This is a genomic window from Balneolaceae bacterium, from assembly GCA_034521445.1.
Lineage (GTDB): Bacteria > Bacteroidota > Rhodothermia > Balneolales > Balneolaceae > JAXHMM01.
Window position 1 is genome coordinate 527,264 of sequence record JAXHMM010000003.1, and the last position, 22,616, is coordinate 549,879.

Annotated in this window: 24 protein-coding genes; 13 read left to right on the forward strand and 11 right to left on the reverse strand. The window is 59.9% G+C overall.

The annotated features are described in order from the left end of the window. Nucleotides 1-16 precede the first annotated feature (16 nt). The 4 genes from U5K31_02950 (at nucleotide 17) to U5K31_02965 (ending at nucleotide 2,634) form a co-directional block, all read left to right on the forward strand. Nucleotides 17-250: a hypothetical protein gene (locus tag U5K31_02950; protein ID MDZ7771687.1), complete on the forward strand. Its 234-nt coding sequence runs from the start codon at nucleotides 17-19 to the stop codon at nucleotides 248-250. Between the two features lie 337 nt (nucleotides 251-587). Continuing rightward, a complete protein-coding gene (locus U5K31_02955) occupies nucleotides 588-1,133 on the forward strand; it encodes an FAD-binding oxidoreductase (GenBank protein MDZ7771688.1) in 546 nt (181 codons plus the stop codon). A 266-nt stretch (nucleotides 1,134-1,399) separates the two neighbouring features. Then, complete coding sequence (locus U5K31_02960) at nucleotides 1,400-1,732, forward strand: hypothetical protein (protein ID MDZ7771689.1); 333 nt, start codon at nucleotides 1,400-1,402, stop codon at nucleotides 1,730-1,732. A gap of 557 nt (nucleotides 1,733-2,289) precedes the next feature. Next, entirely contained in the window at nucleotides 2,290-2,634 is a 345-nt protein-coding gene (locus tag U5K31_02965) for an SDR family NAD(P)-dependent oxidoreductase (protein MDZ7771690.1), read from the forward strand. A gap of 94 nt (nucleotides 2,635-2,728) precedes the next feature. On the opposite strand, the gene U5K31_02970 is transcribed toward U5K31_02965, so the two are convergent. The 3 genes from U5K31_02970 to U5K31_02980 form a co-directional block, all read right to left on the reverse strand. Next, nucleotides 2,729-3,241: a GNAT family protein gene (locus U5K31_02970; protein ID MDZ7771691.1), complete on the reverse strand. Its 513-nt coding sequence runs from the start codon at nucleotides 3,239-3,241 to the stop codon at nucleotides 2,729-2,731. Nucleotides 3,242-3,337: 96 nt separating this feature from the next. Then, complete coding sequence (locus tag U5K31_02975; protein MDZ7771692.1) at nucleotides 3,338-3,670, reverse strand: MerR family transcriptional regulator; 333 nt, start codon at nucleotides 3,668-3,670, stop codon at nucleotides 3,338-3,340. A gap of 543 nt (nucleotides 3,671-4,213) precedes the next feature. Further along, a complete protein-coding gene (locus U5K31_02980) occupies nucleotides 4,214-5,098 on the reverse strand; it encodes a sulfotransferase domain-containing protein (GenBank protein MDZ7771693.1) in 885 nt (294 codons plus the stop codon). 196 nt (nucleotides 5,099-5,294) lie between these two features. Here U5K31_02980 and U5K31_02985 point away from each other — a divergent pair, with 196 nt between their 5' ends. The 4 genes from U5K31_02985 to U5K31_03000 all read left to right on the forward strand — a co-directional run bounded on the left by U5K31_02985 (nucleotide 5,295) and on the right by U5K31_03000 (nucleotide 8,030). After that, nucleotides 5,295-6,359, forward strand: a complete 1,065-nt coding sequence (locus U5K31_02985) for a glycosyltransferase family 2 protein (GenBank protein MDZ7771694.1) — start codon at nucleotides 5,295-5,297, stop codon at nucleotides 6,357-6,359. A 3-nt stretch (nucleotides 6,360-6,362) separates the two neighbouring features. Continuing rightward, entirely contained in the window at nucleotides 6,363-7,187 is an 825-nt protein-coding gene (locus U5K31_02990; GenBank protein ID MDZ7771695.1) for a class I SAM-dependent methyltransferase, read from the forward strand. 202 nt (nucleotides 7,188-7,389) lie between these two features. Next, nucleotides 7,390-7,632, forward strand: coding sequence for an Arc family DNA-binding protein (locus U5K31_02995; protein ID MDZ7771696.1), 243 nt, complete (start codon nucleotides 7,390-7,392; stop codon nucleotides 7,630-7,632). Further along, complete coding sequence (locus U5K31_03000; GenBank protein MDZ7771697.1) at nucleotides 7,629-8,030, forward strand: type II toxin-antitoxin system VapC family toxin; 402 nt, start codon at nucleotides 7,629-7,631, stop codon at nucleotides 8,028-8,030. The genes U5K31_02995 and U5K31_03000 overlap by 4 nt, the downstream gene beginning before the upstream one ends. Nucleotides 8,031-8,125: 95 nt before the next feature. Here U5K31_03000 and U5K31_03005 read toward each other — a convergent pair whose 3' ends face one another. The 3 genes from U5K31_03005 to U5K31_03015 form a co-directional block, all read right to left on the reverse strand. Further along, the gene (locus tag U5K31_03005; GenBank protein ID MDZ7771698.1) at nucleotides 8,126-9,445 is read right to left on the reverse strand and encodes a hypothetical protein; all 1,320 of its coding nucleotides are present in this window, start codon (nucleotides 9,443-9,445) and stop codon (nucleotides 8,126-8,128) included. A 143-nt stretch (nucleotides 9,446-9,588) separates the two neighbouring features. Then, entirely contained in the window at nucleotides 9,589-10,038 is a 450-nt protein-coding gene (locus U5K31_03010; protein MDZ7771699.1) for an OsmC family protein, read from the reverse strand. 424 nt (nucleotides 10,039-10,462) lie between these two features. Continuing rightward, nucleotides 10,463-11,134 carry a sulfite exporter TauE/SafE family protein gene (locus U5K31_03015; GenBank protein ID MDZ7771700.1) on the reverse strand — a complete coding sequence of 224 codons (672 nt, stop codon included), beginning with the start codon at nucleotides 11,132-11,134 and terminating at the stop codon, nucleotides 10,463-10,465. A gap of 354 nt (nucleotides 11,135-11,488) precedes the next feature. On the opposite strand from U5K31_03015, the gene U5K31_03020 reads away from it, so the two are divergent. The 4 genes from U5K31_03020 to U5K31_03035 are packed head-to-tail and all read left to right on the forward strand — an operon-like array spanning nucleotide 11,489 to nucleotide 14,810. Then, nucleotides 11,489-11,809, forward strand: a complete 321-nt coding sequence (locus tag U5K31_03020) for a hypothetical protein (GenBank protein ID MDZ7771701.1) — start codon at nucleotides 11,489-11,491, stop codon at nucleotides 11,807-11,809. Between the two features lie 18 nt (nucleotides 11,810-11,827). After that, entirely contained in the window at nucleotides 11,828-12,346 is a 519-nt protein-coding gene (locus U5K31_03025) for a hypothetical protein (protein MDZ7771702.1), read from the forward strand. Continuing rightward, on the forward strand, nucleotides 12,343-14,019 hold the full coding sequence (locus U5K31_03030; protein MDZ7771703.1) for a b(o/a)3-type cytochrome-c oxidase subunit 1: 1,677 nt from the start codon (nucleotides 12,343-12,345) through the stop codon (nucleotides 14,017-14,019). The genes U5K31_03025 and U5K31_03030 overlap by 4 nt, the downstream gene beginning before the upstream one ends. Next, a complete protein-coding gene (locus tag U5K31_03035) occupies nucleotides 14,016-14,810 on the forward strand; it encodes a hypothetical protein (protein MDZ7771704.1) in 795 nt (264 codons plus the stop codon). The genes U5K31_03030 and U5K31_03035 overlap by 4 nt, the downstream gene beginning before the upstream one ends. A gap of 650 nt (nucleotides 14,811-15,460) precedes the next feature. Here U5K31_03035 and U5K31_03040 read toward each other — a convergent pair. The 3 genes from U5K31_03040 to U5K31_03050 are packed head-to-tail and all read right to left on the reverse strand — an operon-like array spanning nucleotide 15,461 to nucleotide 19,785. Further along, the gene (locus tag U5K31_03040) at nucleotides 15,461-15,673 is read right to left on the reverse strand and encodes a hypothetical protein (GenBank protein ID MDZ7771705.1); all 213 of its coding nucleotides are present in this window, start codon (nucleotides 15,671-15,673) and stop codon (nucleotides 15,461-15,463) included. 57 nt (nucleotides 15,674-15,730) lie between these two features. Beyond that, a complete protein-coding gene (locus U5K31_03045) occupies nucleotides 15,731-17,596 on the reverse strand; it encodes a hypothetical protein (protein MDZ7771706.1) in 1,866 nt (621 codons plus the stop codon). Between the two features lie 26 nt (nucleotides 17,597-17,622). After that, on the reverse strand, nucleotides 17,623-19,785 hold the full coding sequence (locus U5K31_03050) for an acetate--CoA ligase family protein (protein MDZ7771707.1): 2,163 nt from the start codon (nucleotides 19,783-19,785) through the stop codon (nucleotides 17,623-17,625). 781 nt (nucleotides 19,786-20,566) lie between these two features. Here U5K31_03050 and U5K31_03055 point away from each other — a divergent pair. Further along, on the forward strand, nucleotides 20,567-20,848 hold the full coding sequence (locus tag U5K31_03055) for a helix-turn-helix transcriptional regulator (protein MDZ7771708.1): 282 nt from the start codon (nucleotides 20,567-20,569) through the stop codon (nucleotides 20,846-20,848). 262 nt (nucleotides 20,849-21,110) lie between these two features. On the opposite strand, the gene U5K31_03060 is transcribed toward U5K31_03055, so the two are convergent. Further along, a complete protein-coding gene (locus U5K31_03060) occupies nucleotides 21,111-21,572 on the reverse strand; it encodes an HAD-IC family P-type ATPase (GenBank protein ID MDZ7771709.1) in 462 nt (153 codons plus the stop codon). After that, complete coding sequence (locus U5K31_03065; GenBank protein MDZ7771710.1) at nucleotides 21,461-22,615, reverse strand: HAD-IC family P-type ATPase; 1,155 nt, start codon at nucleotides 22,613-22,615, stop codon at nucleotides 21,461-21,463. The genes U5K31_03060 and U5K31_03065 overlap by 112 nt, the downstream gene beginning before the upstream one ends. Nucleotide 22,616: the final 1 nt, after the last annotated feature.

Consider the following 22,616-nt stretch of genomic DNA (forward strand, 5'->3'; position numbering starts at 1 on the left):
CGTAGGGAAACGGGTCATGAACGATCCCCTGAAAGGCTATACCCGGCAGCAACTCGTCGCCGAGCTGGACGCGTCGCTGCGCCTCGGCAGCGACTTCCAGGTGGGTGAACGCTGGACCTACAAGCTGAGATCTGGTCATGCGTTCTGGAACTTTCAGGAAACCGCCACGCCTGCATGGTCGACCGACTGGATCCTGCGCACCGAACCGAGGCGAAAATGTGCGCCCTGTTTCTACCCTGCGCGTACCTGATTGGTGTTACCGGGCGGCGTGGCCTGTGCCCGAATTTGATGGCTGCTATTCCTCGCTAATGGCGCGGCCAGCTTTTCCGTGCCCCCTAATCACCATGTGGTGGGCAAACACGGCCAGCGACTCCATGGCCTCTACTTCCCGCGAATGGCAAAAACAGCCAGCGATTCCGTGACTCCTAATCTATTCGAATGGCAAACACGGTCCCCGTATCTCTTGACAAGTGATGTTTGCTAGCTTTGGATCATAGAATTACCTTCAAAGCGAGCGATGGAAATTTTGTATTGAACAGCTCCTTATTCAACCAAAACGAACAGCAAGCCGGCGGGCGATACCTTCCATGAAGAAAACCGTAAGCGGATGGGGTCGATACCCGGTGATGGAGGCGGAGGTGCGGGAGCTTCTGCCGGGCTCGACGCCTGCCCTTCCGGAGGAGGGGGTTATCGCCCGGGGACTGGGTCGCAGTTACGGGGACAGTGCCCTTGCGGAAACCATGTACCAGACTCTTCCCCGTAACCGTATGCTTGATTTCGACAGGGAGCGCGGGGAGCTGCACTGCGAGGCGGGGGTTTCTTTTGCCGAACTGCTGCGGGTCTTCGTGCCCAGGGGCTGGTTCCCGCCCGTGACGGCCGGCACCAAGCATATTACGGTGGGAGGGGCCATTGCCAGCGACGTGCATGGCAAAAACCATCACCGGGATGGCTGCTTCTCGGATTACGTAAGGGAGCTGACCCTGCTGGGGCCGGGGGGAGAGATCTTTGTCTGCTCACGGAAGGAGAACCCGGAACTATTTCACGCGACGTGCGGGGGCATGGGACTCACCGGCATTATCCTGGAGGCCCGGATGCAGGATGAAGCCGATCGGGAGCTCAAGACTGGATGTTGAGACCCTGAAGGCGGAAAACCTGAAGGAGATTTTCCGCCTGATGGAGGAGTACGGCGACTGGCCCTACTCCGTCGGCGTGGCTCGGACTGCATGGCGGGGGGAGGGAAACTCGGGACGATCCCTGCTGATGGCGGGCCGGTTCGGGAGGAATGGCCCGACTGCGACTACACGGAGAAGGCCGCCCCGGGGATTCCCTTTACTCTGCCCGGCTTCCTTTTGAACAGGGGAACCGTTTCGGCTTTTAACGCCCTCTACTATCACCGTGTGTGTGGCAAACGTACCTCGGGAATCCAGGAGGATCTCCATTCGTTTTTTATCCCCTGGATATCATATCGAACTGGAACAGGATCTACGGCAGGCAGGGGTTCCTGCAGTACCAGTTTGTGCTCCCCAAGAAAAACAGCTACGAGGGCATGAAATCCGTATTGGAGGAGATCAGCGCCTCCGGCATGGGGTCCTTTCTCTCCGTTCTGAAATTGATGGGACCGGAAAACGATACGTTTCTTTCCTTTCCCTGGAGGGATATACGCTTGCGCTGGATTTCGAGAGGTGCAGCCGGGCCTGCTTCGATTTCCTGGACGGGCTGGATCGCCTGGTAGCTGACCTGGGAGGCCGCATTTACCTCGACGAAAGACGCCCGAATGTCGGTCGGCATTTTCGAAGAAGGCTATCCCGGGCTGCAACGTTTCCGCGAGGTACGCAAAAGGTATGGCATGGCGGGGTGCTTTGAATCAGAACAGTCACGAAGACTCGAAATCTAAGATGCATATACTGATATTGGGCGGTAATTCGGACATCGGACTTGCCATTGCCCGGACCTACGCCGAAAAGGAGGGGGCCTCCCTGACCCTGGCATCCCGGGAATACCGGGGAGCTTGAACGCGATGTCCTCCCGATTTGTATCCATCCGGTACGGCGTGGAGGTGGACGCGGTTCGCTTCGATGCCCGCCGATTTTGATGCTCACGGGGAATTTTTCGAGATCGGCTGGAGAACAGACCCCGACGGGGTGGTGCTTGTTCTGGGTACAACGGGGACCAGGAGAGGGCGCAGACCGATGCAGAGGAGCAGCGTCCTGTGCATGGAGAGCAATTTCCTGGGGGCGACCAGTATTCTGAGGGTGGTTGCCGGAGAGTTCGAAGGGCGGGCGAACCGGGGTGAAGCATCGCTGTTTATTTATTGGACTCAGTTCGGTGGCGGGCGAGCGGGGACGGAAGGCCAATTATGTCTACGGGAGCTCCAAGGCCGGCTTGTCGGCCTATCTTTCAGGTCTGCGCCAGAGGCTGGCCCCGCAAGGCATCCGGGTTGTCACGGTGGAACCGGGCTATGTGGACACCAAAATGGCGGCCGGCATGGACCTGCCGGGCCCCCTGGTATCTCGCCGAAAAGGTCGCCCGGAAAACGTATTCCGCCTGGAAGAGAGACAAGAGCGTAACCTACGTAACCTGGTACTGGCGCGTGATCATATCCCTGGTGAAAATGGTGCCCGAACGGCTTTTTAAGCGACTGGAATTATAAGGGTGCTGCGTGCTCAGATCGGGCTGATTGCCTATTCAGCTCATACCTGTTTTGCCTTAGTGGCTCGAAGGTGGCCTTTCAGGTGTTCAAAATGGCCATTAATATCACATCAATATACTCCCCGTCAATGTACTTGGCATCCTTCAAGGTCCCTTCATGTTCAAAACCACATTTTTCGTAGGTTTTGATGGCCCTGGTGTTGGGGGCGTGTACCTCCAGCTGCACCCGATGGAGATTGAGGTCCTGAAAAGCAAACCGGACCAGTTTGTTCACGGCCTCGGTTCCCAGGCCCTGTCCCCAATAATCACGCTCACCAATCCTGATCTGAAGTTCAGCCCTGCGGTGCGTGCGGTGGATTTCCTTCAATTGGCAGGAACCGATGGGAATCTCATCCTCAATATGCTCGATCACAAAGAGTACCATATCGTCCCGCCCCTCTAACATGGTCTCCACCCATTCCTCATGCTCATATTCGGAGACGGGATGATAGGTGGCGTTGTATAACAGCAAATCCCGATCGGTAATCCATCGGTAGAAACGATCTGAATCCTCTTTTCTGAGTGGTCGTAATCGGATGCGTGAGTCGCTCACGGAATAGGGTTGGGTGGGTGAGTTTGGCTCAGTTGGTTTGGCCTGCTTTCAGGAGGACCGGTGTAGAGGTGAAAGAATTCGTGGTGAAATGGCGTGTTATAGTTTTTCAATCAGCTTTTCCAGGAATAGCTTCACTTCCTTGAGGTCTTTTTTGACGGTGGTGGGTACTTCGGCCTTGCCGTTGCCGTCGTCCTCCTGCCGTTCCCGCTTCAGGGCCTGCTTGGCCCCCTTGGTGCTGTACTTTTTCTCCTGGATCAGCTCCTTCAGTTTGAGCACCGTATCGATGTCTTTATCCCGGTATACCCGGTTGCCCGCCTTGTTCTTTTTGGGACTGAGTTCCTTGAAAATGGTTTCCCAGTAGCGAAGTACGTGGTCTTCCACGTCGGCGATCTCGCTGACTTCCCCGATGGAGTAATAAAGTTTTTTCATGGCTGGACGGATTCTGGTTTGGGCAGCGGACTTGGACCGGTGTGCCTGTGACGGGCCTGGGCCATTTGCTTAATGCTATTATACATGATCTGAGGAATATTGTCTAACCTGTTGCGCGGGTTGGGGCGAGGAGGTGGTGGTTGTGCCTGAGAGGTGGTACATGTGCCGGGGTGGCGGTTGTGCTGGTAAGGCGGTGGTTGTGGTTGTGCTGGGATGAGGGCGCCCCTCAAAGGCCTCAAATTCTATGGTCTATATTTGTGATTTTTTCTCAAATCCCAATTGCCCTGTATGGCACAGGAACTCCCAGGGGCCCATCACCTCCTGCGGAATTGTGATTTTTTCACAAATATCAGGGTCCGAATTTTGGGCTTTTGGAAGGGACTGGGGGAGTGGGGGACTAGGGGATAGGAGACAGGGGACAGGGGTGCAGGGGGTCATGCCGGGACTCCTGCTACGCCTGGCAAGACCAGCCACGCCTTGCATTACCTGCTACGCCTTGCAATACCTGCCATGCCTGGCATAACTCGCAACGCCTCGCAATTCCTACCAGGCGTAGCCCAGTACCTCGATCAGGTCCTCGGTCACCTCGCGAAAATGGCTCTCCACCTGCTCGTCAAAATGATTGCGCCAGTCGCCGGCCACGCCCTTGCGGTAGTGGTGCTTGCGGTCGCCGGTGCCCTTGCTGCGTCCCCCGGCAAGTTTCTGGAAGGCGTAACGATCGATGAGATCCGCAAGCGCCTCATCGGGCATGGGGATGGTGCAAAAATCGAAGAGCTCCCGCAGGTGCTGGAACTGATCCCCTCCCACGAGATCCTCGTAGCGAAAAATACGCACGTTGGAATTTTGGGCGCCATCCCTCACCCAGGAGCGTTGGGCCTCGAGAGCTCCCATATTGTGCAGGGTGTCGATGGACCAACAGAGGCCTTCCTCCCGGGAAAGCGCGTCCAGCCTCTTGCGGAGCCCCTCGCCGATATTCCCGTGGGAGTGCTTCATGGAAAAGTAGTAGGATACGGCCAGGTCGCGCGGGTCGCGCATGACAAAAAAGGCGCGGTGATTTTCGGGTTTTTCCAGGGCCTCGAAACACTCGTAATGAAAATAGAGAGGGCCGCAGATGCGCCGGCGCGGGAACGCGCGGCTGAAGCGGCGTTCGTTGTAGGGGCGGGAGTCCTTCCCGTTTGGCATCCACGCCTTCTGGTACTGAAAGCCGGTCAGTCCGCTGTAGCGGTAGGTCTCCATATCGAAGAGCAGTCCCTTGACCCACTGGCTGGCCGATTTGTGGGTGCAGCAGTGATAGATGTTGTCTACTTCAGCCTGCCTCTTCACGTAGAAAAACCGAAAAAGGGCGCTGGTTTGAATGCCGTTTTTCAGGGAGCGAGGAATGCGTTGCTTCAGAGAGTGGGGAATGCGTGATTTCAGGGTCTCGAGCATGTGTGTCAGGTGTTATTCCGGTGCGTGCCAAATGTAACAAATAATACACAGGAGTTGGAGCGGGATCGTTGAAGCAGGATTGAGCGCGGATCCCGAATTTCTCTCCCGCATTCTGAATTCTGGACTGCATGCTCTATATTTTACCGGTTCCTGATTCATCCAAACTCCAACAGACCCTGTTCAGCATCCACTGACCGTGCCCGAATCGACGGATAGCCATACCGACCCCATAAAAGAGCAGTCGACCAGCGACGGCAACGGCAACGGCCGCAGGGAACCCAATGGATCCCCGCGGCCCTCCGAACGCGGCCGGAAGGAGCTGACGCCCGATACGCAGACGCATATCAGCGTGGTGGTGCCGCTGCTGGACGAATCGGAATCCCTCCCCGAGCTGGCCCGGCGCATCCGTGACGCCCTGAAGGAGGACTTCAGCTACGAGATCATCATGGTGGACGACGGTTCGGAGGACGACTCCTGGCAGGTGATCCGGCGCCTGGCCGAACAGCACGACGAAGTGCGCGGCATCCGCCTGCAGCGCAACTACGGCAAGAGCACCGCCCTGCAGGCGGGCTTCGACGCCAGTCGGGGCGAGTACGTGGTGACCATGGACGCCGACCTGCAGGACGACCCCCGCGAAATTCCGGAGATGATCGACCGGCTGAAGAAGGGCTGCGACCTGGTGAGCGGGTGGAAAAAGAAACGCCACGATCCCCTCTCCAAGACCATTCCCTCGCGTTTTTTCAACAAGGTGACCTCCTGGGTGACCGGCATCGGGCTGCACGATTTCAATTGCGGGCTGAAGGCCTACCGCCGCGAGGTGGTCGAGCACCTGAAGCTCTATGGCGAGCTTCACCGCTACATTCCCTTCCTGGCCAAGCTGGAGGGCTATACCCGCATCGAGGAGCAGGTGGTGCAGCACCATCCCCGCAAGTACGGCACCACCAAGTTCGGGTTGTCGCGTTTCATGAACGGGTTCCTGGACCTGCTGACGCTGATCTTCGTGCGCAATTACCTGCAGCGCCCCATGCACTTTTTCGGGGCGGTCGGTTTTCTGTTTCTGTTTGTGGGCGGCGTGATCAACGCCTGGCTGGCCGTGGAGAAAATCTTCTACGGGGCCAACCTGGGCGACCGGCCGCTGCTGCTGCTGGGCGTGATGCTCATGGTACTGGGCGCGCAGTTCTTTTCTATCGGATTCCTGGGCGAGCTCATTCAGAAGGGCAACGAGAAGAAGCAGGCCCCCAATATAAAAGACCGGGTCTGATCTATGAGCCGCATCGCCTACGACCCGGTAAAGGATCGATTCGCCCGCATCATCCGATCGTCCCGCCTCCTCCGTACCCTCTTCTACAAAATCCTCGACCTCTTTTTCCTGCGCTCCTGGTACATCCGCCGGGTGCTGCGTCGCGAGGGAGGGCGGCTGGACGGGGAGGGGCCGTGGACCCTGCTGGACGCCGGGTCGGGCTTCGGGCAGTACGACCGTTTTATTCTGCGGGAGTTCGACCGGGTGTTGGTAACGGCGGTGGACGTGAAGGAGGACTACCTGGAGGATGCGCGCAGGTATTTCAGGCGGGAGATCCGGCGCGGACGGATTACGCTCAACCAGGCCGACCTGCTCAAGCTGAACTCCCCCGATGCCTACGATTTCGTGCTTTGCGTGGATGTGCTGGAGCATATTGAGGAGGACGTGCGCGTGATGCGCAATATCGCCGGGGCGCTGAAAGAAGACGGGCTTTTCCTGATGCATTCGCCCTCCATCTACTCGGAGGAGGACGCCGAAGGGGAGGAGAGCTTTGTGGACGAGCACGCCCGCACGGGCTACTCGGAGGAGGACCTGCGCGTAAAGCTGCGCGAGGCCGGCCTGGAACCCGTGGAGATCTCCTATACCTACGGGCGGAAGGGGCACCGCGCCTGGGAGTGGATTATTAAATACCCCATGCTCTGGATGACGCGCTGGCGGCTCTGGGCGCTGCCTTTTATGGCCGTCTGGTATCTGTTTGTGCTGCCGCCCGCCCTGCTGCTGATGCGGCAGGACATGGAGGAGGAGAAGGAGTGGGGCACGGGGATTTACGCTTTGGCGAGGAAGGGGTAGGGGGTGGCTGCTTACCTGCCGGCCTGGATCTTCACCTGCCGGCTGCCGCCCAGCAGCAGGTAGCTGCCGTCCCCCGTGCGCCGGGAAACATTTTTTGATGTAATGGCTGCACTTCTGGCGTATCTCATTTTGTTACCCGTTGCTTGTGCCTTATGTCATTTCAAGGTAGTTTTAATATGGTGTCAAAATGAAATCATCTCATATGCCTGCCAGTATCACCATCCGTGAAATACCCGATGAGGTACACCGGCGCTTGAAAGAGCGTGCGGAGCGCCATCATCGAAGCCTCAACAGCGAGATTATCGTCTCCCTGAAGCGGAGTGTAATGAGCCATGAAAGGGATCCGGATCAGATTCTTGCACGGGCGGATCAACTCAGGAAGAGGATTAAGGGAAGCCTTACCATGGAAGAGATTCAGGATGCCATCGAGGAGGGACGGCCGTGATTGTGGCTGACACCAATGTTCTGGCGGCTGTCTGGATGCCCAGTGAAGAGGAAAGTGTGGTCCGGAAACTGCTTCGTACGGATTCTGAATGGGTTGCACCACGGTTGTGGCGGTCTGAGTTCAGAAACATGCTGAGTCTCTATTACCGGAAGCAGCTTCTGGACTTTGATACCGCTCTGCAAATCATGCAGCAGGCGGAGGAATTAATGGATCAGCGGGAGTACGAAGTGCCCTCGGTGCGCGTGATGGGAAAGGTGTCGGATTCCTCCTGTTCCGCTTACGATTGCGAATTCGTCGCCCTGGCCGAAGACCTCGACATAACGCTGATCACGTTCGACCGCAAGATCCTGAAAGAATTTCCGGGAATTGCACGCACTCCGGAATCCCATCTGGCCTAGTTGCTGGTTAGGCTTGCCCATGCCTCCCGTATTAACCCCGCCAACAGGACTCTTTCAGAACGCGACCTATAGCCTCATCTGCCAACGGTTCTCGCTCAGAACGAGGTGCGTACGGATACCTGCCGGCTGCCGCCCAGAAGCAGGTATTGGCCGGCGCCTGTGCGCCGGAACTGTGGGCGAAAGTCACCGCTGAAGCCCAGGGATGTGCCCATCTCGGCGCTTGAAATGCTGCCGGCGCCCAGGTCGATGGCGTAAAAGCCTGCGTTACCGAGCATGCCTGCGCGCTCGCTGAAGTTGCCGGTGAGTCCCACAATGGTTTTATCTTCCGGGAAGTACTGCGCGTGGTAGAGGGGGTCGCCGAAGCTGGCGCTGCGCACGCGCTCGCCGGTGAGGGTGGAATAGACGATGGCGCGTCCGGGTGACCATGCCACCAGGTATTCCGCGCTGCCCGAGAGGTTGGCGCCGGCAAGCTCCTCGTCGGTGGTTACAGCTGCGATGGTGTTGCCGTAGCGGTCGAGGATGTGCACGCGGTCGTCGGTGCCTTGCGCGCGGGTGACCAGCACCATGAACTGCCCGTCGTCGGAGACGTCGGCGTAGATGATGGTGCGGTCCTGGCTGTAGAAGATGGATTCGAATTCTGGCTGCGTGATATTGCCCTGCTGTTGCCCGCCCTGCTGTTGCCCGCCCTGTTGTTGCCTGCCTCCGCCGGACTGCTGCCCGTTCACGGCGAGCCGCTGGGCGCCTGATCCCAGGCTGCCGCTTTCTGTCTTGATCTGTGTGGTATAGAGCATGAGGGTTCTGCCCGAAGGGTCGGCGGCCACATGCGGCATGGTGGCGCCGCCCGATCCCTGGCTGCCTCCGGAGAGGGAAAGGGAGGAACGGCCGAAGATGTCGTAGCCGGTGAAGGTGCTTATGTTGCTGCGCACCCAGAGCGAGCCGTTGTCGCCCGGGAAGAGGGCGAGGGATTCGTCTCCTGCGGGGGTGGAACCCAGGGAGTAGCTGGCCAGGGTGTCGCCGGTTGTGTTCATGATCAGGGCGCGGGTGCCTCCGGCGGTAGCTCCGGTGCCGGCGCCAGCGTTTCTGTTTGTAGTTCCGCCATCCTGCGCCATGGCCACCACCGAAAGGCCGGGGGAGACGCCCCAGGCTTGCACGTTGTTGATCTCGGTGCCCGTAGCGAGGAAGCGCACGGTGCCGTCAATGAAGCTCACCTCCCCGCTGTCGAGGGCGTAGGTGGCGGGGTTGTTGTCGCCGGTAGGCGTCTGCACGGAGAGGTCGAGGTCCTGGGCGATTGCCTGCTGGGCCGGCAAAGCCAGCAGGGCTGCGAATAGAACGGCCAGGGAAAACGTCAGGCTATAGGCAGCGATCGTTCTGATCAGACCGTGGATGCAGATGAGGCCTTCGGGGTGGTGCCGCATGGAGTGGTTCTTGTAATTCCGGTGATTGAAAGTGGGGAATATACCGGAATTGGGGCAAGTAGAAAAAGGGACTTGGTCTGGAATATCTGGCTGCCTCGCCCCGGTGGGTTCACCAGACGAGATCACTCACCAGACGGGATCGCTCACCAGACGGGATCGCTCACCGTTACCTCGCATTCCAGCCGGATGCGCGTTTTGACGGAACGGGAGATGAGACAGTTTTTCTCGGCCTTTTCCAGCAGCCGGACGGCTTTGTCGCGGTCGCGCTCGCGTTCGATGGTGAGTGCGGGATAGAGGGTGATTTCCGTCATCATGTACCCCTCCTCCGTCTTATCCAGGGTGCCGCGGGCATGCACTTCAAGATGACTGTAGGAGAGGCGGGCGTATCCCGCCATGGCCAGGAAGGTGGTCATCAGGCAGCTGCTCACCGAGGCGACAAAGAGATGCTCGGGCGACCAGATGCCGGGCTCGCCACCCTCGAACTCGGGCGGGGTGGCCACTTCGATGCGATCGTTCAGTTCGGGCGAGCTGAGGGTGCCCCTGCGGTCTTCCCGCCAGTTCAGGTCTACCGTATAGCTGTGTTGGTCCTTCATGATTTCAGTTGATATGCCGGGTATGTTTCTCGGAATAATAGGCATTATCGGTGTACGAACGGGAGGGGAGATGTAGGGTGCGGATGTAGGGACATACCCGTCAGGGGTGGGTTGGGGAACGCATTGGAGCAGGGATGTGGCTGCTACGGGGGGGTGTTCATGCGGCCATATTTTGGTGGTCAGAATTTGTGATAATTTCACAAATAGGGACAGCGCGCATGGGCTATACAACCCGCAGGGGCCGTTGGTAGCTGATTACTTTGTGAAAAATTCACAAATATTGACCATGCTTTTCAGGCTCCTGGGGGGCATGTGCTACTCCTGTACAATCTGGCTGCTCGGCCGATTGGCTGCGTGGTCCGTTGTCTCCCGACACGTCACAGGCCCTGCCCAGCCCGTCGCATGCACCCTGTCACCGCGAGCCTCAGTACACCGGACTCAAAAACGGAATACCCAGGCCGAGTCCACGAAGCACCAGCAGCACACCCACCGCCGCCACGAACCAGGGCGACCATCGCTGCACCCGTTCGCGAAACTCCACCGGAACCAGTCCCCCGGCCAGGCTGACCCCCAGCATGGCGGGAACGGTTCCCAGCCCAAAACCCAGCATAAACACCGCCCCGGCCCGGGCGTCGCCCAACGTAACCGCAGCCAGCAGCGCCGTATAGACGAATCCGCACGGAAGCAGCCCATTCAGCAGTCCGATGGCCAACAGAGAGAAAGGGTTTTCGTGCCGGAAGAGCTCTTTGAGGGGTCGCGAAGCGCGCGACACCCAACGGGCGGGCATGGCTTTCCAGCGGTTGGCCTGCCGTCGAAGGGCGGGAAGAAGGGGTCCAAGCAGCAGGAGGGCGCCTGCGCCGATGGACAACCCCTGCTGCAGGCCGGCCAGCGAAAAAGCCCGGCTCAGCAGTCCTGCCGCCATCCCCAAAGCCGTATAGGTGAACACGCGCCCGGCGTTGTATAGGAGGCGTCCCCCGATAAAAGCCGCGTCGCGGCGCGCCTCCCCGGGGAGGGCGAGGGCCAGGGGGCCGCACATGCCTACGCAGTGGAAGCTGCCCAGGAAGCCAAAGGTCAATCCGGCGAGGATCCATTCCATGATCAGCACCCCTGTACTTGCAGTTCCATCCCGGCGGAGGGGAAAGGTGCCTGAACCGGGAGGAGCGACTCTCCGGCCGAGGCGGACAGCTTGCAGGCGAAATCCAGCCGATACCGGAACGGCCCGGCCCATTGCTACTTCGCCTGTAGGGAAAATTCCCACAACTCCCTGCACCCTTTCCCCTACGTCACGTACGCCAAAAATGTGTTCCATTTGCTGGCCTTGATAGTTGTCGGGCTTCCGGTTGACTATTTGACTTTTTGAGGCTACTGTTTAGTTTATGATATAAAATCAACGGGGCGTTTGCACCTAAAAAGGGCAGACGGCATTGCTTACTAACCAAGGGACAAGCTGATGACCGACGACCGTTCCACGCCTTCCGACCCATCCGGGGATCGACCGGCATCCTCTGCCGGCGCAGGTGACACCGCGCCGCAGGCCGCGACGCCAAGCGGCGATACCGGCGGCCGAGGCAGCGACCAGACCGCCGATAGCCGCGACACGGACCGCCGCCAGAACCGCGATCCCGAGATCGTCCGTGAAATCTCCATGGAGGAGTTCCAGCCGACGGGCACCCTGACGCTGGCGCTCATCTACTTTGTGATCGTCATTCTCATGTGGGTTTTCATGTACTTCTTCGAGTTCGCGGGCAACGATCCCTCCATCCTCGGATAAACCAAACCAACGACCGAAATGCACATACACAAACTGGAGAAGTTCTGGATCTATCTCTCCTTTGTGGCCATCGCTTTCTTCATCGGCACCGTAGTCTACGGCTTTACCGTGATGGAACTGAAGGTGATCGACAAGGAGAATACCCTGGACCCTGACCGGATCAACGAAACACGCTTCGGCAATCCCGGCGTCTACGAGGCCGCCGAGGGCAGCGATGCTGAGTACGAGGTCTACGTCAAGACCATTCAGTTCGCCTTCCAGCCGGGTACCAGCCAGCCTATTACGGTGCCGGCCAACACGCGCATCACCTTCTATATCACCAGCCCCGACGTGCTGCACGGTTTCGATGTGGTGGGCACCAACCTGAACACCATGGCCATCCCGGGGCAGGTTGCCAAATTCACCACCATCTTCCCAGAGGTCCGCAGCTACGGCATCGTCTGCAACGAGTATTGCGGACTGGCCCACCACTTTATGGAGGGCTCGATCAACGTGGTTCCCAAATCCGAGTTTGACCAAAGCTACCTCGTACAATGAACTTTCTGCAACGATATCCCAAGGCGGCCAAGCTGGCCAAGGCCAATTTTCTCGTAGCGTTTATTGCGCTCCTGTTGGGCGGGTTGTTCGGTTTTATCCAGGCCCTTCACCGCACGGACGTTTTCCGGGGCTTTTTTGACTCTTCCGAGTACTACACCCTGCTGACAGGCCACGGCGTGCTGCTGGCCCTCGTGTTTACCACCTTTTTCATCATGGGCCTGTTTGTCTGGGGCGTGACGCGCAGCCTGGAGCGCGAGCCTGAGAATATGGCCTATACCTGGAGCTGGTACTGGCTGATGGTGGTGGGACTCACCATGACTTCGGTGGCCATTCTCGGTGGACTGGTCCCGGGATCTTCGATCAGGGCCGCCGTGCTCTACACCTTTTACCCTCCCCTGCAGGCCCACCCGCTCTTCTACATCGGGCTGGCCCTGGTGATCGTGGGCACCTGGATGGCGGGGGCCGACTGGTTCCGCTCCTACCTGAAATGGAGGAAGGACCATCCCTCCGAGCGCATCCCCATCCTCACCTTCATGACGCTGTTCACCATGCTCATGTGGTACGTCTGCACCATCGGCGTGGCCATTGAGGTGGTGGGACTGCTTATTCCCTGGTCGCTGGGCTGGGTTACGGAGATCGAGCCGCTGCTGCCGCGCACGCTCTTCTGGTACTTCGGGCACGCGGTGGTCTATTTCTGGCTGCTGCCTGCCTACTACGTCTGGTACGCCATCCTGCCCAAGCTGAGCGGGGGGCGGCTGTTCAGCGATTCCATGACGCGCGTGGTGTTTATCATTTTTCTCATTCTCAGCACGCCGGTGGGGTATCATCACCAGTATGCGGATCCGGGCATCTCGACGGCATTCAAGTTTTACGCCATGGCTACCACGCTGCTCTTGCTGCTGCCCAGCATGATCACCTTCTTTACGGTGATCGCCTCCATGGAACACGGCGCGCGGCAGCGCGGGGGCACGGGGAGGCTGGCGTGGATCAAGAAGTTGCCGTGGGATTCGCCCGCGTTTGTGGGATGCGCCCTGGCCGGGGTGATGTTTGCCGCGGGCGGCTTCAGCGGGATGATCAACGCCTCGATGAACATCAACCTGCTGATCCATAATACGATTTGGGTGCCGGGCCACTTTCACCTGACCGTGGGTACGGCGGTGGCGCTGACCTTCATGGCCGTCACCTACTGGCTGCTGCCGCAGCTCACCGGACGCAAGCTCAAGGACAAGACGCTGGCATTGATTCAGCCCTACGCCTGGTTCCTGGGCATGACGCTGATGTCCAACGCCATGCACCGCGCGGGACTGGCCGGGGTGCCGCGCCGCACCTCCGAGCCGCAGTATACGCAGTTTGATTTCGAGCCGGTGTTCGGCACCATGGCCGAAATGCAGTGGCAGATCGCCATCGGCGGCACCATTTTGACCATTTCACTGCTGCTGTTTCTGTGGGTGGTGGCCCGCACCTGGCTGGCTGGTGAGAAGTCTGACCGGCCGGTGGACGATCACATTCCCGAGCCGTTGTCGGGTCCCGAGCACACCCCCGCCGTGCTTGATAATATTAAATTGTGGGTGGCCATTGCGGTGGCCCTGGTGCTGCTGGCCTACAGTTTCCCGCTCTGGGAGATGGTAGCCGACGGCGTGTTTGAACCCGGCTTCCTGCCGCGTCCCTCGTGAGTGACAGGGACGGTTTATCCGGCGCGGGCGCCGGCGGTTCCGGCCAGTCTGGCGGCTCTGACCAGTCTGGCGGCTCGCGTGAGCCAGGTTCCGGCCAGTCAGGCGGCTCTGATAACACCATGCGGCTGGTCAAGTGGCTGGTGATTATCGGCATCGGCATTCCCGTGCTGGTGGAGGTTTTGACGCTCTTCAACCTGGTGCAGGTTCGGCTGTTTGAGGGGGAGGACCCCGCCTCAGAGGTGCGCAGCCAAGACCCGGCTGCCGCGACCGACGGCCTGTCCGTGCTGGGCGCAGGCGACCGTCTGACTTTTGAGGGCGATGTGCCTGTGCTGCGGCTGGAGGAGAAGATGATAATGGTGGCCCCGGAGGAGTGGCAGTTTACGTTGAGCCTGGCGCCTGACAGCCTTTCTGTTTTATCCGAGGGTGTGCAATTCCGGTTTTTTGTGGACAGCCTGCGGCTGCGAAGCGGCGAGCTGCTGGAAGGGAAAGGACCTTTTCGCTGGCCGCTGGAGGGAGAAGGGGTGCAGGGGCAGCCCGAGATTCAGCAGTTTCTCTGGCGGTGGGCTTTTCCGCCGGGTGATTTGCCCCAGCGCGTATTTGTGCGATTTGAGTGGGAGGGGGGCGCGGTTGTCGGTGCTGCTGGACGTGCCGAGGCCGAGCGGGACAGCGCCGCCGGGGTCGCAGGTATTGCCGAGGATTCCCTCCGCGTGGTTCGCCGCGAGTTCAGCCTGGGGAATATCCCCACGCGTTACCAGGAGGGCGCTTCTTCCCGTTCCGGGAACCAGCGATGAGGAACCAGGCCGTTGAATGAGTGACCAGGGGACCCTCCCCCAAAGCGGTGAATTTTGCACCTCGAAATTTGTGATTTTTTCACAGATGCAGAGGGGGGCACGTTGTCTTGCTGCATGGAGAAGCAATCAGGTGAAATCGTTTTTGTGATTTTTTCACAAATTCGGGGGATAGTTTTTTGGGCCCTGTGAGGGCCCTGGGAGGGTATTGAGGGGTATTGAAAGGGTTTCGGGAGAGGATCAGGAGGGGGTCGGGGAGGATATTATTGGGGGGGGTTGGAACCCGGCTTGCAACGTACTTCTTACTGTAACCAAGGTGCGGCACGCACGGACACGCACGGACATTAGCGAGGACATGGTCGAGGGTGCAGCCTCGCTCGCGCGCGCGTCCGAGATTTTTCGGTTCCGCTGGCGACGGCCTTTCCCGCCCGGAGACCTGCCACAGCGACTGTATGTGCGATTTGAGTGGGAGGGGGACGCGAATTGACCAACTCTTTTTCTCAGCCGGTTATGACGGGATGGTCGGCGATGCCGCCGGCTCCTTCGGCCATCAGGCCATAATCCTCCAGGTAGATGCCCTCGTCGAGGGTTTTCACATCTTCGAGGAGCAGCTGCATCATGGGAACCAGCATTAGGGTTTCAGGCCGCTTGCCCTACACGGCTTCGTTTTCACCCTGCCCGGTTCCGAGCTCAGCCTGTCCTTCGGCGCTTTCGGCTTGACCTGCAGCACGGTCAGTCTGTCCAGCGGCATCCTTCCCGCCCTGCCCGGTTGAACGGCCGGACTCCCGTGGGGTGCAGGCCTGGAATAGTGCGGCGGCCAGGGCGGTGAGAATGAGCGTGGCGAGGATGGGAAGATAGTTTTTCATGACAGCTTGATGGGTACGCGGAGTTCCGAATTCTTTCGTCGAGAGCGGAGCGACAGGTCAGGCCGTAGCCGGCTCCCCTTCCAGCCGGTGCGAGAGCTCGCGCAGCCGTTTACGCTGCCTGTCTGCAACCTCGCGGATGGAGGCGAGATTTTCCATTCCGTAGTTGATTCCGTTTGCCAGCTCTTCACCGTAGTCGATGCCGGAATGCAGGTTGGACAGGAAATCCAGGAGTTTCTTGCGTTCGCCCTCCGATCCGTCCGCGGACGCCGGTGCTCCCGCCTCCACCGCATCCTGCGAATCACGGGCCTCCTCCCACTGGGAAATTCGCTCCTCCAGGTAATCCACGTACATGGCCATCTCCTTGGCAAACATGTGCGGGCGCTCATTCGCCACCAGGGATTCCCCGCGGCCGTAGATGTGGTCGATCATCTCGCGCAGGCTGTAGCGACGGTCGAACCAGGCGATATTGGGACCCGGGCAGATGGCCTGCGGCGCGCGGTGCTCTTCCAGGATGTCCAGCGCGATCAGGGCGCCGTTGCCCAGGTGGTCGCACAGGCAGGCCTTGTCGAGGACTTCCTCCCGCAGCGATGCCTTCCTGTCTTCATCCATTTCGGACTCGGCGATCTGGTTGAGCTTGAGCAGCTGGTACTGTGTGGAGGCGGTGCAGATGGGGTTCTCGGTGAATTCCGTGTTGGATTCCAGGAAGCCCTTGGGACAGGGAGACCCGGGCTTGTCCTTTTCGATGCGTTCGCGGTGCCACGCCTCGGAGCCGGTGTCGCGGACGTTGTTGAAAGGCACTCCGAGAGGGGAGACCCCGCTCAGGTAGAGCTCCTCCTCCCCCGCGTTCTCCAGCAGCCGGCGCGTGGGACGGTCGACGGTGGTGGCCTCCGGGACCAGCAGGAATGGGCTGCCCCACCCGGTGGTGTCCATGCCGTATTCCTCCATCAGCCTGCGGGCCTCGCCCGCGGTGCCGATGCCGCCCTGGACGGTCAACCGCGGCTCGGTATGTTCCCATTTCGGATCCCACGAGTCGTTTTTTTCGTACCATGCCTCTACCAGGGGACGGACTTTGGAGATGAGCTGATCCCTTCGTTCCCGGAATTCCTTAAGCAGGGCGGGCAGAAGGTGCCCGTCGGAAGGGAAGGCGTGTCCCCCGCAGTTCAGCCCCGATTCGATACGGTATTCGTAGACTTCCAGCCCTTTTTTGGCTAGGTACATGCCCTGGATCAGGGCGGACCGGAAGTCCGACACTTTCAGGATGATGCGTTTTTTGATCTCGCCGGCCCGGTCCCGGTAGAAATCCTGGAACTCCTCCAGGTAGTTGTAGAGGCGGGGATTGAAACCCGCCGAAAGCACCAGGCTGGAACGGAGTCCGCTTCGGGCGTATCCACGCAGCGCGGCGCTGGCGTCGGTGAACTCCGCGCTCATCGGCGTGCCGTCCTTCCGGTAGTTCATCCCGTCCACCTTGGCCATGATGTTCACGTCGATGGACCCGGGCCGCATCAGGCGGGTCAGTTCGCAGGCCAGGGAGTCCCTCGCGGGGCCCGCATCGCCGGACATCATCCGGTCGTACATCTGCCGGAGCCTGCTGCTGCCGGGAAGCATCTCGAAGTAGGTGGCCTTGTCGTTCTCTTCAAAAAAGGGCTGGCTTTTCACGCGCTCGAAATTTTCGCTCACCAGTCGCCCGACGAGATCCAGGTAGGCCGTGATGCGTCGGGCCCGTCCGTCCTCGGCCTTTCGGGGGATGTTTTCGTAGGGGAGGCTGGCCTGCCGGCAGTAGTGCTTGCGGATGCGCTCCACGAGCAGGTCGTCAACGATGGAGATGACCGAATCGATGCCGTAGTGGGCGACGCGGATGGGAGAGTCGATGGAGTGTCCGGTTCCCATGACGGGAATGGAAAAAGTGTGGGGTGAAGCGTTCATGGAAAGGGTCCTGTATGGGTCAGAGATTACGATGAAGAGATTCTTGCGCAGCTGCCCCTGACGTCCACGGCCCAGGCTCCCCCGTTCCCGGCCATGACGCAGAGCGGATTAATTTCCAGTTCCTCGATTTCGGGATGATCGGCCGCCAGCTTGCCCATGGCGACCAGGCACCGGATGACGGCCCGGCGGTCTGCGGCCGGTTTGCCGCGCCACCCCTGCATCCTGCGGCCGGCCAGTGTGGCGTCGATCAGGCGGGCGGCCTCCCGCTCGCTGAGCGGTGCGATGGCCGTCGCCACGTCACGCAGAAGCTCCACTTCCGTGCCCCCCGTACCGAAGAGCACCAGGGGACCAAATTGGGGATCCCGGCGGATACCTACGATGACCTCCTGGCATTCGGCGGCCATTTTCTGCACGAGGGCGCCCCTCATGTCCACCTCGTTGCGCGCCGCGGAGGTTTCCAGCTCGTTCCAGGCCTCTTGAAGCGCCTGCCCGTCTGCCAGGTGCAGTTTGACCCCGCCCATTTCGGTTTTATGGGTGACGTCGTCCGACATCAGTTTCAGGGCCACCGGCCAGCCGATCTCCTCTGCCGCTTCGACCGCCTGTTCCGGGCTTCCGGCTTCCCTTTCGGGGGGAAGTTCCACGCCGTAGTCCTGCAGCAGTGCTCGCCAGCTATCTTCGCCGGGGAAAGATGCGTGCGATGGGGAAGGCGTCTCTGCGTGCGATGGGGAAGGCGTCCCCGCCTGCTTTTGCGAGGGACGCTCACTCTCCGGTTTCGGGGATGCGTTGGTGCGCATATCAGGGAGTGCTTCGGGAGCGTCCTGAACCCGGTCCAGCCATTCCCGTCGCTCGGCCAGGGCCGACATGACCGAAGCCAGCCGCTCCGGGAAGGATACGTTGGGGATTCTCCGTTTGTGAAGCATGGCCAGGGCCTTGTCAACCGACGCTTTGCCCATGATGGAGGCGACCACCGGCTTGTCGTGCACGCCGGCCACCTCCCCGATGACCTCCGCCAGGCTCTCCGGCAGAAACCAGTCCTGCGGGGCCTGGATGACCGCGACCGCATCCACCGTGTCGTCGCTCAGCAGGGCGTCCAGGGCCAGGGCGTAGGTGCCCGGTCCCGATCCGGCGAGCACGTCCACGGGATTGCCGACGCTGGCGGCACCGGGGAGCCGGGACCGGAGAAATGCACGTGTGCTGTCGCTCAGGGGTGCCAATTCCAGGCCTGCCGCCTCCAAGGCGTCCACCGCCAGGATGGCGGGCCCGCCGGCATTGGTCAGCACCGCTATCCTTCTTCCCGCCGGCAGCGGCTGCCAGGCAAGGGCGCGGGCCCGGTCAAACATCTCTTCCATGCTGTCCGCCTGCTGTATGCCGCATTTGCGAAAGGCCGCATCGTAGGCTTCGGCGCTTCCGGCGAGGGCGCCGGTGTGGGAGGCCACGGCGCGGGCGCCACTTTCGCCGCGGCCGCCTTTCAGCGCCACGACCGGCTTGTCCATGGAGGCTTGGCGCATGGTCTGCAGGAAGGCCCGTCCGTCCGACACACCCTCGATGTAGGCGGTAATGACGCGGGTCTGGCGGTCCTGCCACATGGCTTCCATGATTTCGGTTTCGCTCACGTCCGCCTGGTTGCCCAGGCTGGCAATGCGGGAGAAGCCTACCCCGGCGCCCCGGGCCCAGTCGATGACGGCTGCCACCATGGCGCCGGACTGCGAGCAGAATCCGATGTCACCGGTCTCCGGCATGCCGGTTACGAAGGTGGTGTTCACCGGGGTGTGGGTGTCGATGGTGCCGATGCAGTTCGGGCCGATGATGCGCATGTCCCATTTGCGCGCGATCTTTTTCAGCTCTTCCTCCCTTTGCTCGCCTTCCTTGCCCGTTTCGCTGAATCCCCCGCTGATGATCACGGCATGACGTATGCCGCGTTCCCCGCACTGCTCCAGGGTACGGGAGACCGCGGGGGCCGGTACAATGACGATGGCCAGCTCTACGGGGTCCGGCACTTCGGAAGGGGAGGAATAGCAGGTGAGCCCCAGAATTTCCATCGCTGTGGGATTGACCGGGTAAACGGGTTCCCGGTAGCCGTGTTCCTTGAGGTTGCGCACCACGCCGTATCCCAGCTTGTGGGGATCCCGCGAGGCGCCGATCACCGCAATGCCGTCCGGGCGGAAGAAGGGGTTCAGTGTGGCACTCATCGCAGGAGAAAATTAATTTACTGAACGTGATTATTCAGTGAATAGTGAATAAGGATTTACTGAATAAAGAGTATTATGTCTTAATACTAGATTATAGTACCATCATTTCTGTCTATTGTCAACGTGTACTTCCTGTCGGAGGGAGGCCAGGCTGGAGGAGCCTGGCTGAAGATATCTGGCTGGTGACCTGTGGACCCTCCCCAAAAGCGGTGTATTTTGCACCTCCAAATTTGTGATTTTTTCACAGATGTAGAGAAGGGTACCTTGTCTTGCTGCATGGAGAAGCAATCAGGCGAAATCGTTTTTGTGATTTTTTCGCAAATTCGGGGGATAGTTTTTTGGCCCTGGGAGGGCCCTGTGAGGGTGATGAGGGGTATTGAAAGGGTGTCGGGAGAGCATCAGGAGGATGTTGGAGAGGATAATAGTAGGGGGGGGCTTTTTTGTTTAAAGGGTTGGAACTGTACTAAAGTCTATTTCTATAAAAGAGCTGATATGTTTCTCAATAGCTAATCTCATCCCTCTCTTTACCCTCCTCCATTTTTAAATTGCAAATGTTCGCATTTATGCTAACTTTGATGAATGCGCGTTATCATATTCTACTGAACCCAGTCCGGGAATTGTCCTGTGGAGGATTTCTTGAAAACCCTTCCGGACAAACAGTCAAAAAAGATTGCCTGGACTATGCGAGTGGTTCGAGAATTGGATCAGGTTCCAACACAGTACTTAAAGAAATCGAGACGGCCGAACAACGAAAACTGGATTATTACCGGAGGAAAGGACAATGAAAAAAGACGACCTGGAAATATTTATTGACCAAAAGAAGGCAGAAAGCGCGGAGTTTGCGGAGGACTTTGAGGAAGGATACCTCAATTTTAAAATCGGGGTGATTCTGCGTCAGGCCCGAGAGGATATTGGGATCACGCAAGCCGACGTGGCGGAAAAACTGAATACCACCAAATCGGTTATATCCCGAATGGAAAACCATGCGGAGGATATCAAGCTTTCCACTCTTACCAAGTATGCCAAAGCCCTTGGTAAGAAAGTGACCCTCGATATACAGTAGTTCAAAACATTACAATCGCATGGACCTCTAGCAGCCTAAGAAATGGGAGTTGCAGTTACCGGTTCGCTTGGCACTTTGGTTACTGCGAAAAGGAAAGGACATATTCAGACAATTCAACCGATCGTTGGGAAGACACAAGAAACGAGCCTTCTGAATAGGGAACCGGACTTGGCTGTGGTGGTCCACGCAGCCCTCGTGCATGGTATGGTAGTGACGTAGCACCACGTCCATGCATTCCCTTCATCTCTTCGGCAAGCGGATCTTAATCATCCAGGTTCATACCGCGCGCGGAGTTGCCGACCACCAGCAGGCTGCTGGCTGCCATGGCCAGGGCGGCAAAGAGGGGATTGATGAGGCCTGCCACGGCCAGGGGAATGCAGACAGCGTTGTAGAGAAAGGCCCAGGCCAGGTTCTGGCGGATTCGGCGGCGCGTGAGCCGGATGGCCCGGAAAACCGAAAAGATGCGGTCCAGGCGGGGTTCGGGAATGACCACCTGGGCCGATTCGGCCGCCACCGCGGTAAGGTCCCCGAAGGCGATGCCGTAGTCGGCTTCCGCCAGGGCAGGGGCGTCGTTGCTGCCGTCGCCGATCATGGCCACGGTGCCGAATTTCTTCAGTTTACGCAGGATTTCGGTTTTTGACTCCGGACGCGCTCCGCTGAAGAGGAAATCAGGTTGCAGGGCGTCGGCCAACCGGCGGGAAGCGCGCTCGCTGTCGCCGGTGATGACAGCCACTTTCTTGCCGGCAGCCTGGAGGCGTGGGCCACGGCCTCGGGCGCATCCTCCCGCATGCGGTCGCCCACGACCAGCACGGCGCGGGCGGCCGGTTCCGGGTCATCCCGCTGATCTTCATACGCCACCGCAACCGGCACCTGTCCGGCACCCCGGGCGTCCTCCACCGCATGCTGCTGCGAGGTACTCAGGGCAAAACCCAGCTCCTGTATCCATTCGGGCTGGCCCACATGCACCAGCTTACCGTCCACCGTGCCTGAGATGCCGGTGGATGTGGTTCGCAGGTCGGTCACGGGGAGGTTTGTGGGGTTTGTGGCGCCCGTGACCGCGGCGGGCAGGGCAGCAGCCACAGCCCGTCCTACCGGATGCGTGGAGTAGCGCTCCACGGCGGCGGCGAGGGTCAGGGCGCGGGGGTCATCGCCGGCGTCCAGCAGCTCCATCCTGCCGCCCGTGAGGGTGCCCGTCTTGTCGAAGGCCACAATGTCGGCCTCGCCCTCCTCCTCAAAGAGCGCACCGGTCTTGAAGATGATGTTACGGCGCAGCGCCTCGCGCATGCCCGAGGCCAGGGCCAGCGGCGTGGCCAGTCCCAGCGCGCAGGGGCAGGAGACGATGAGCACGGCCAGGGCCGACAGGAGGGAGGCGGAGGCCGGAGCACCTCCGAGCCAGCCGACCAGAAAGGTGACGGCGCCCAGCAGCAGCACGCCGGGCACAAACCAGGAGGCGATGCGGTCGGCCAGTCGCTGCCGGCCCGGGCGACTGCTCTGGATGTCCCACATCATGCGCAGGAGGGCGTCCAGGGTGCTGCGTACGGTCTCGCCGGTGTCGATTTCGAGGCGGTTCTGGGTGAGCACGGTCCCGCTGGAAACCCTGTCGCCCTCCCTTTTGGTGACGGGGAGGGATTCGCCGGTGATGAGCGCCTCGTCGACCACGCCCTCGCCTTCGATCACGGTGCCATCCACCGGAATGCGCTCCCCGGCCAGCACCACCACGGCGGGATGCACTTCCCGAGGGTGCGTAGCCCGGAGCCGTGCTCGCATG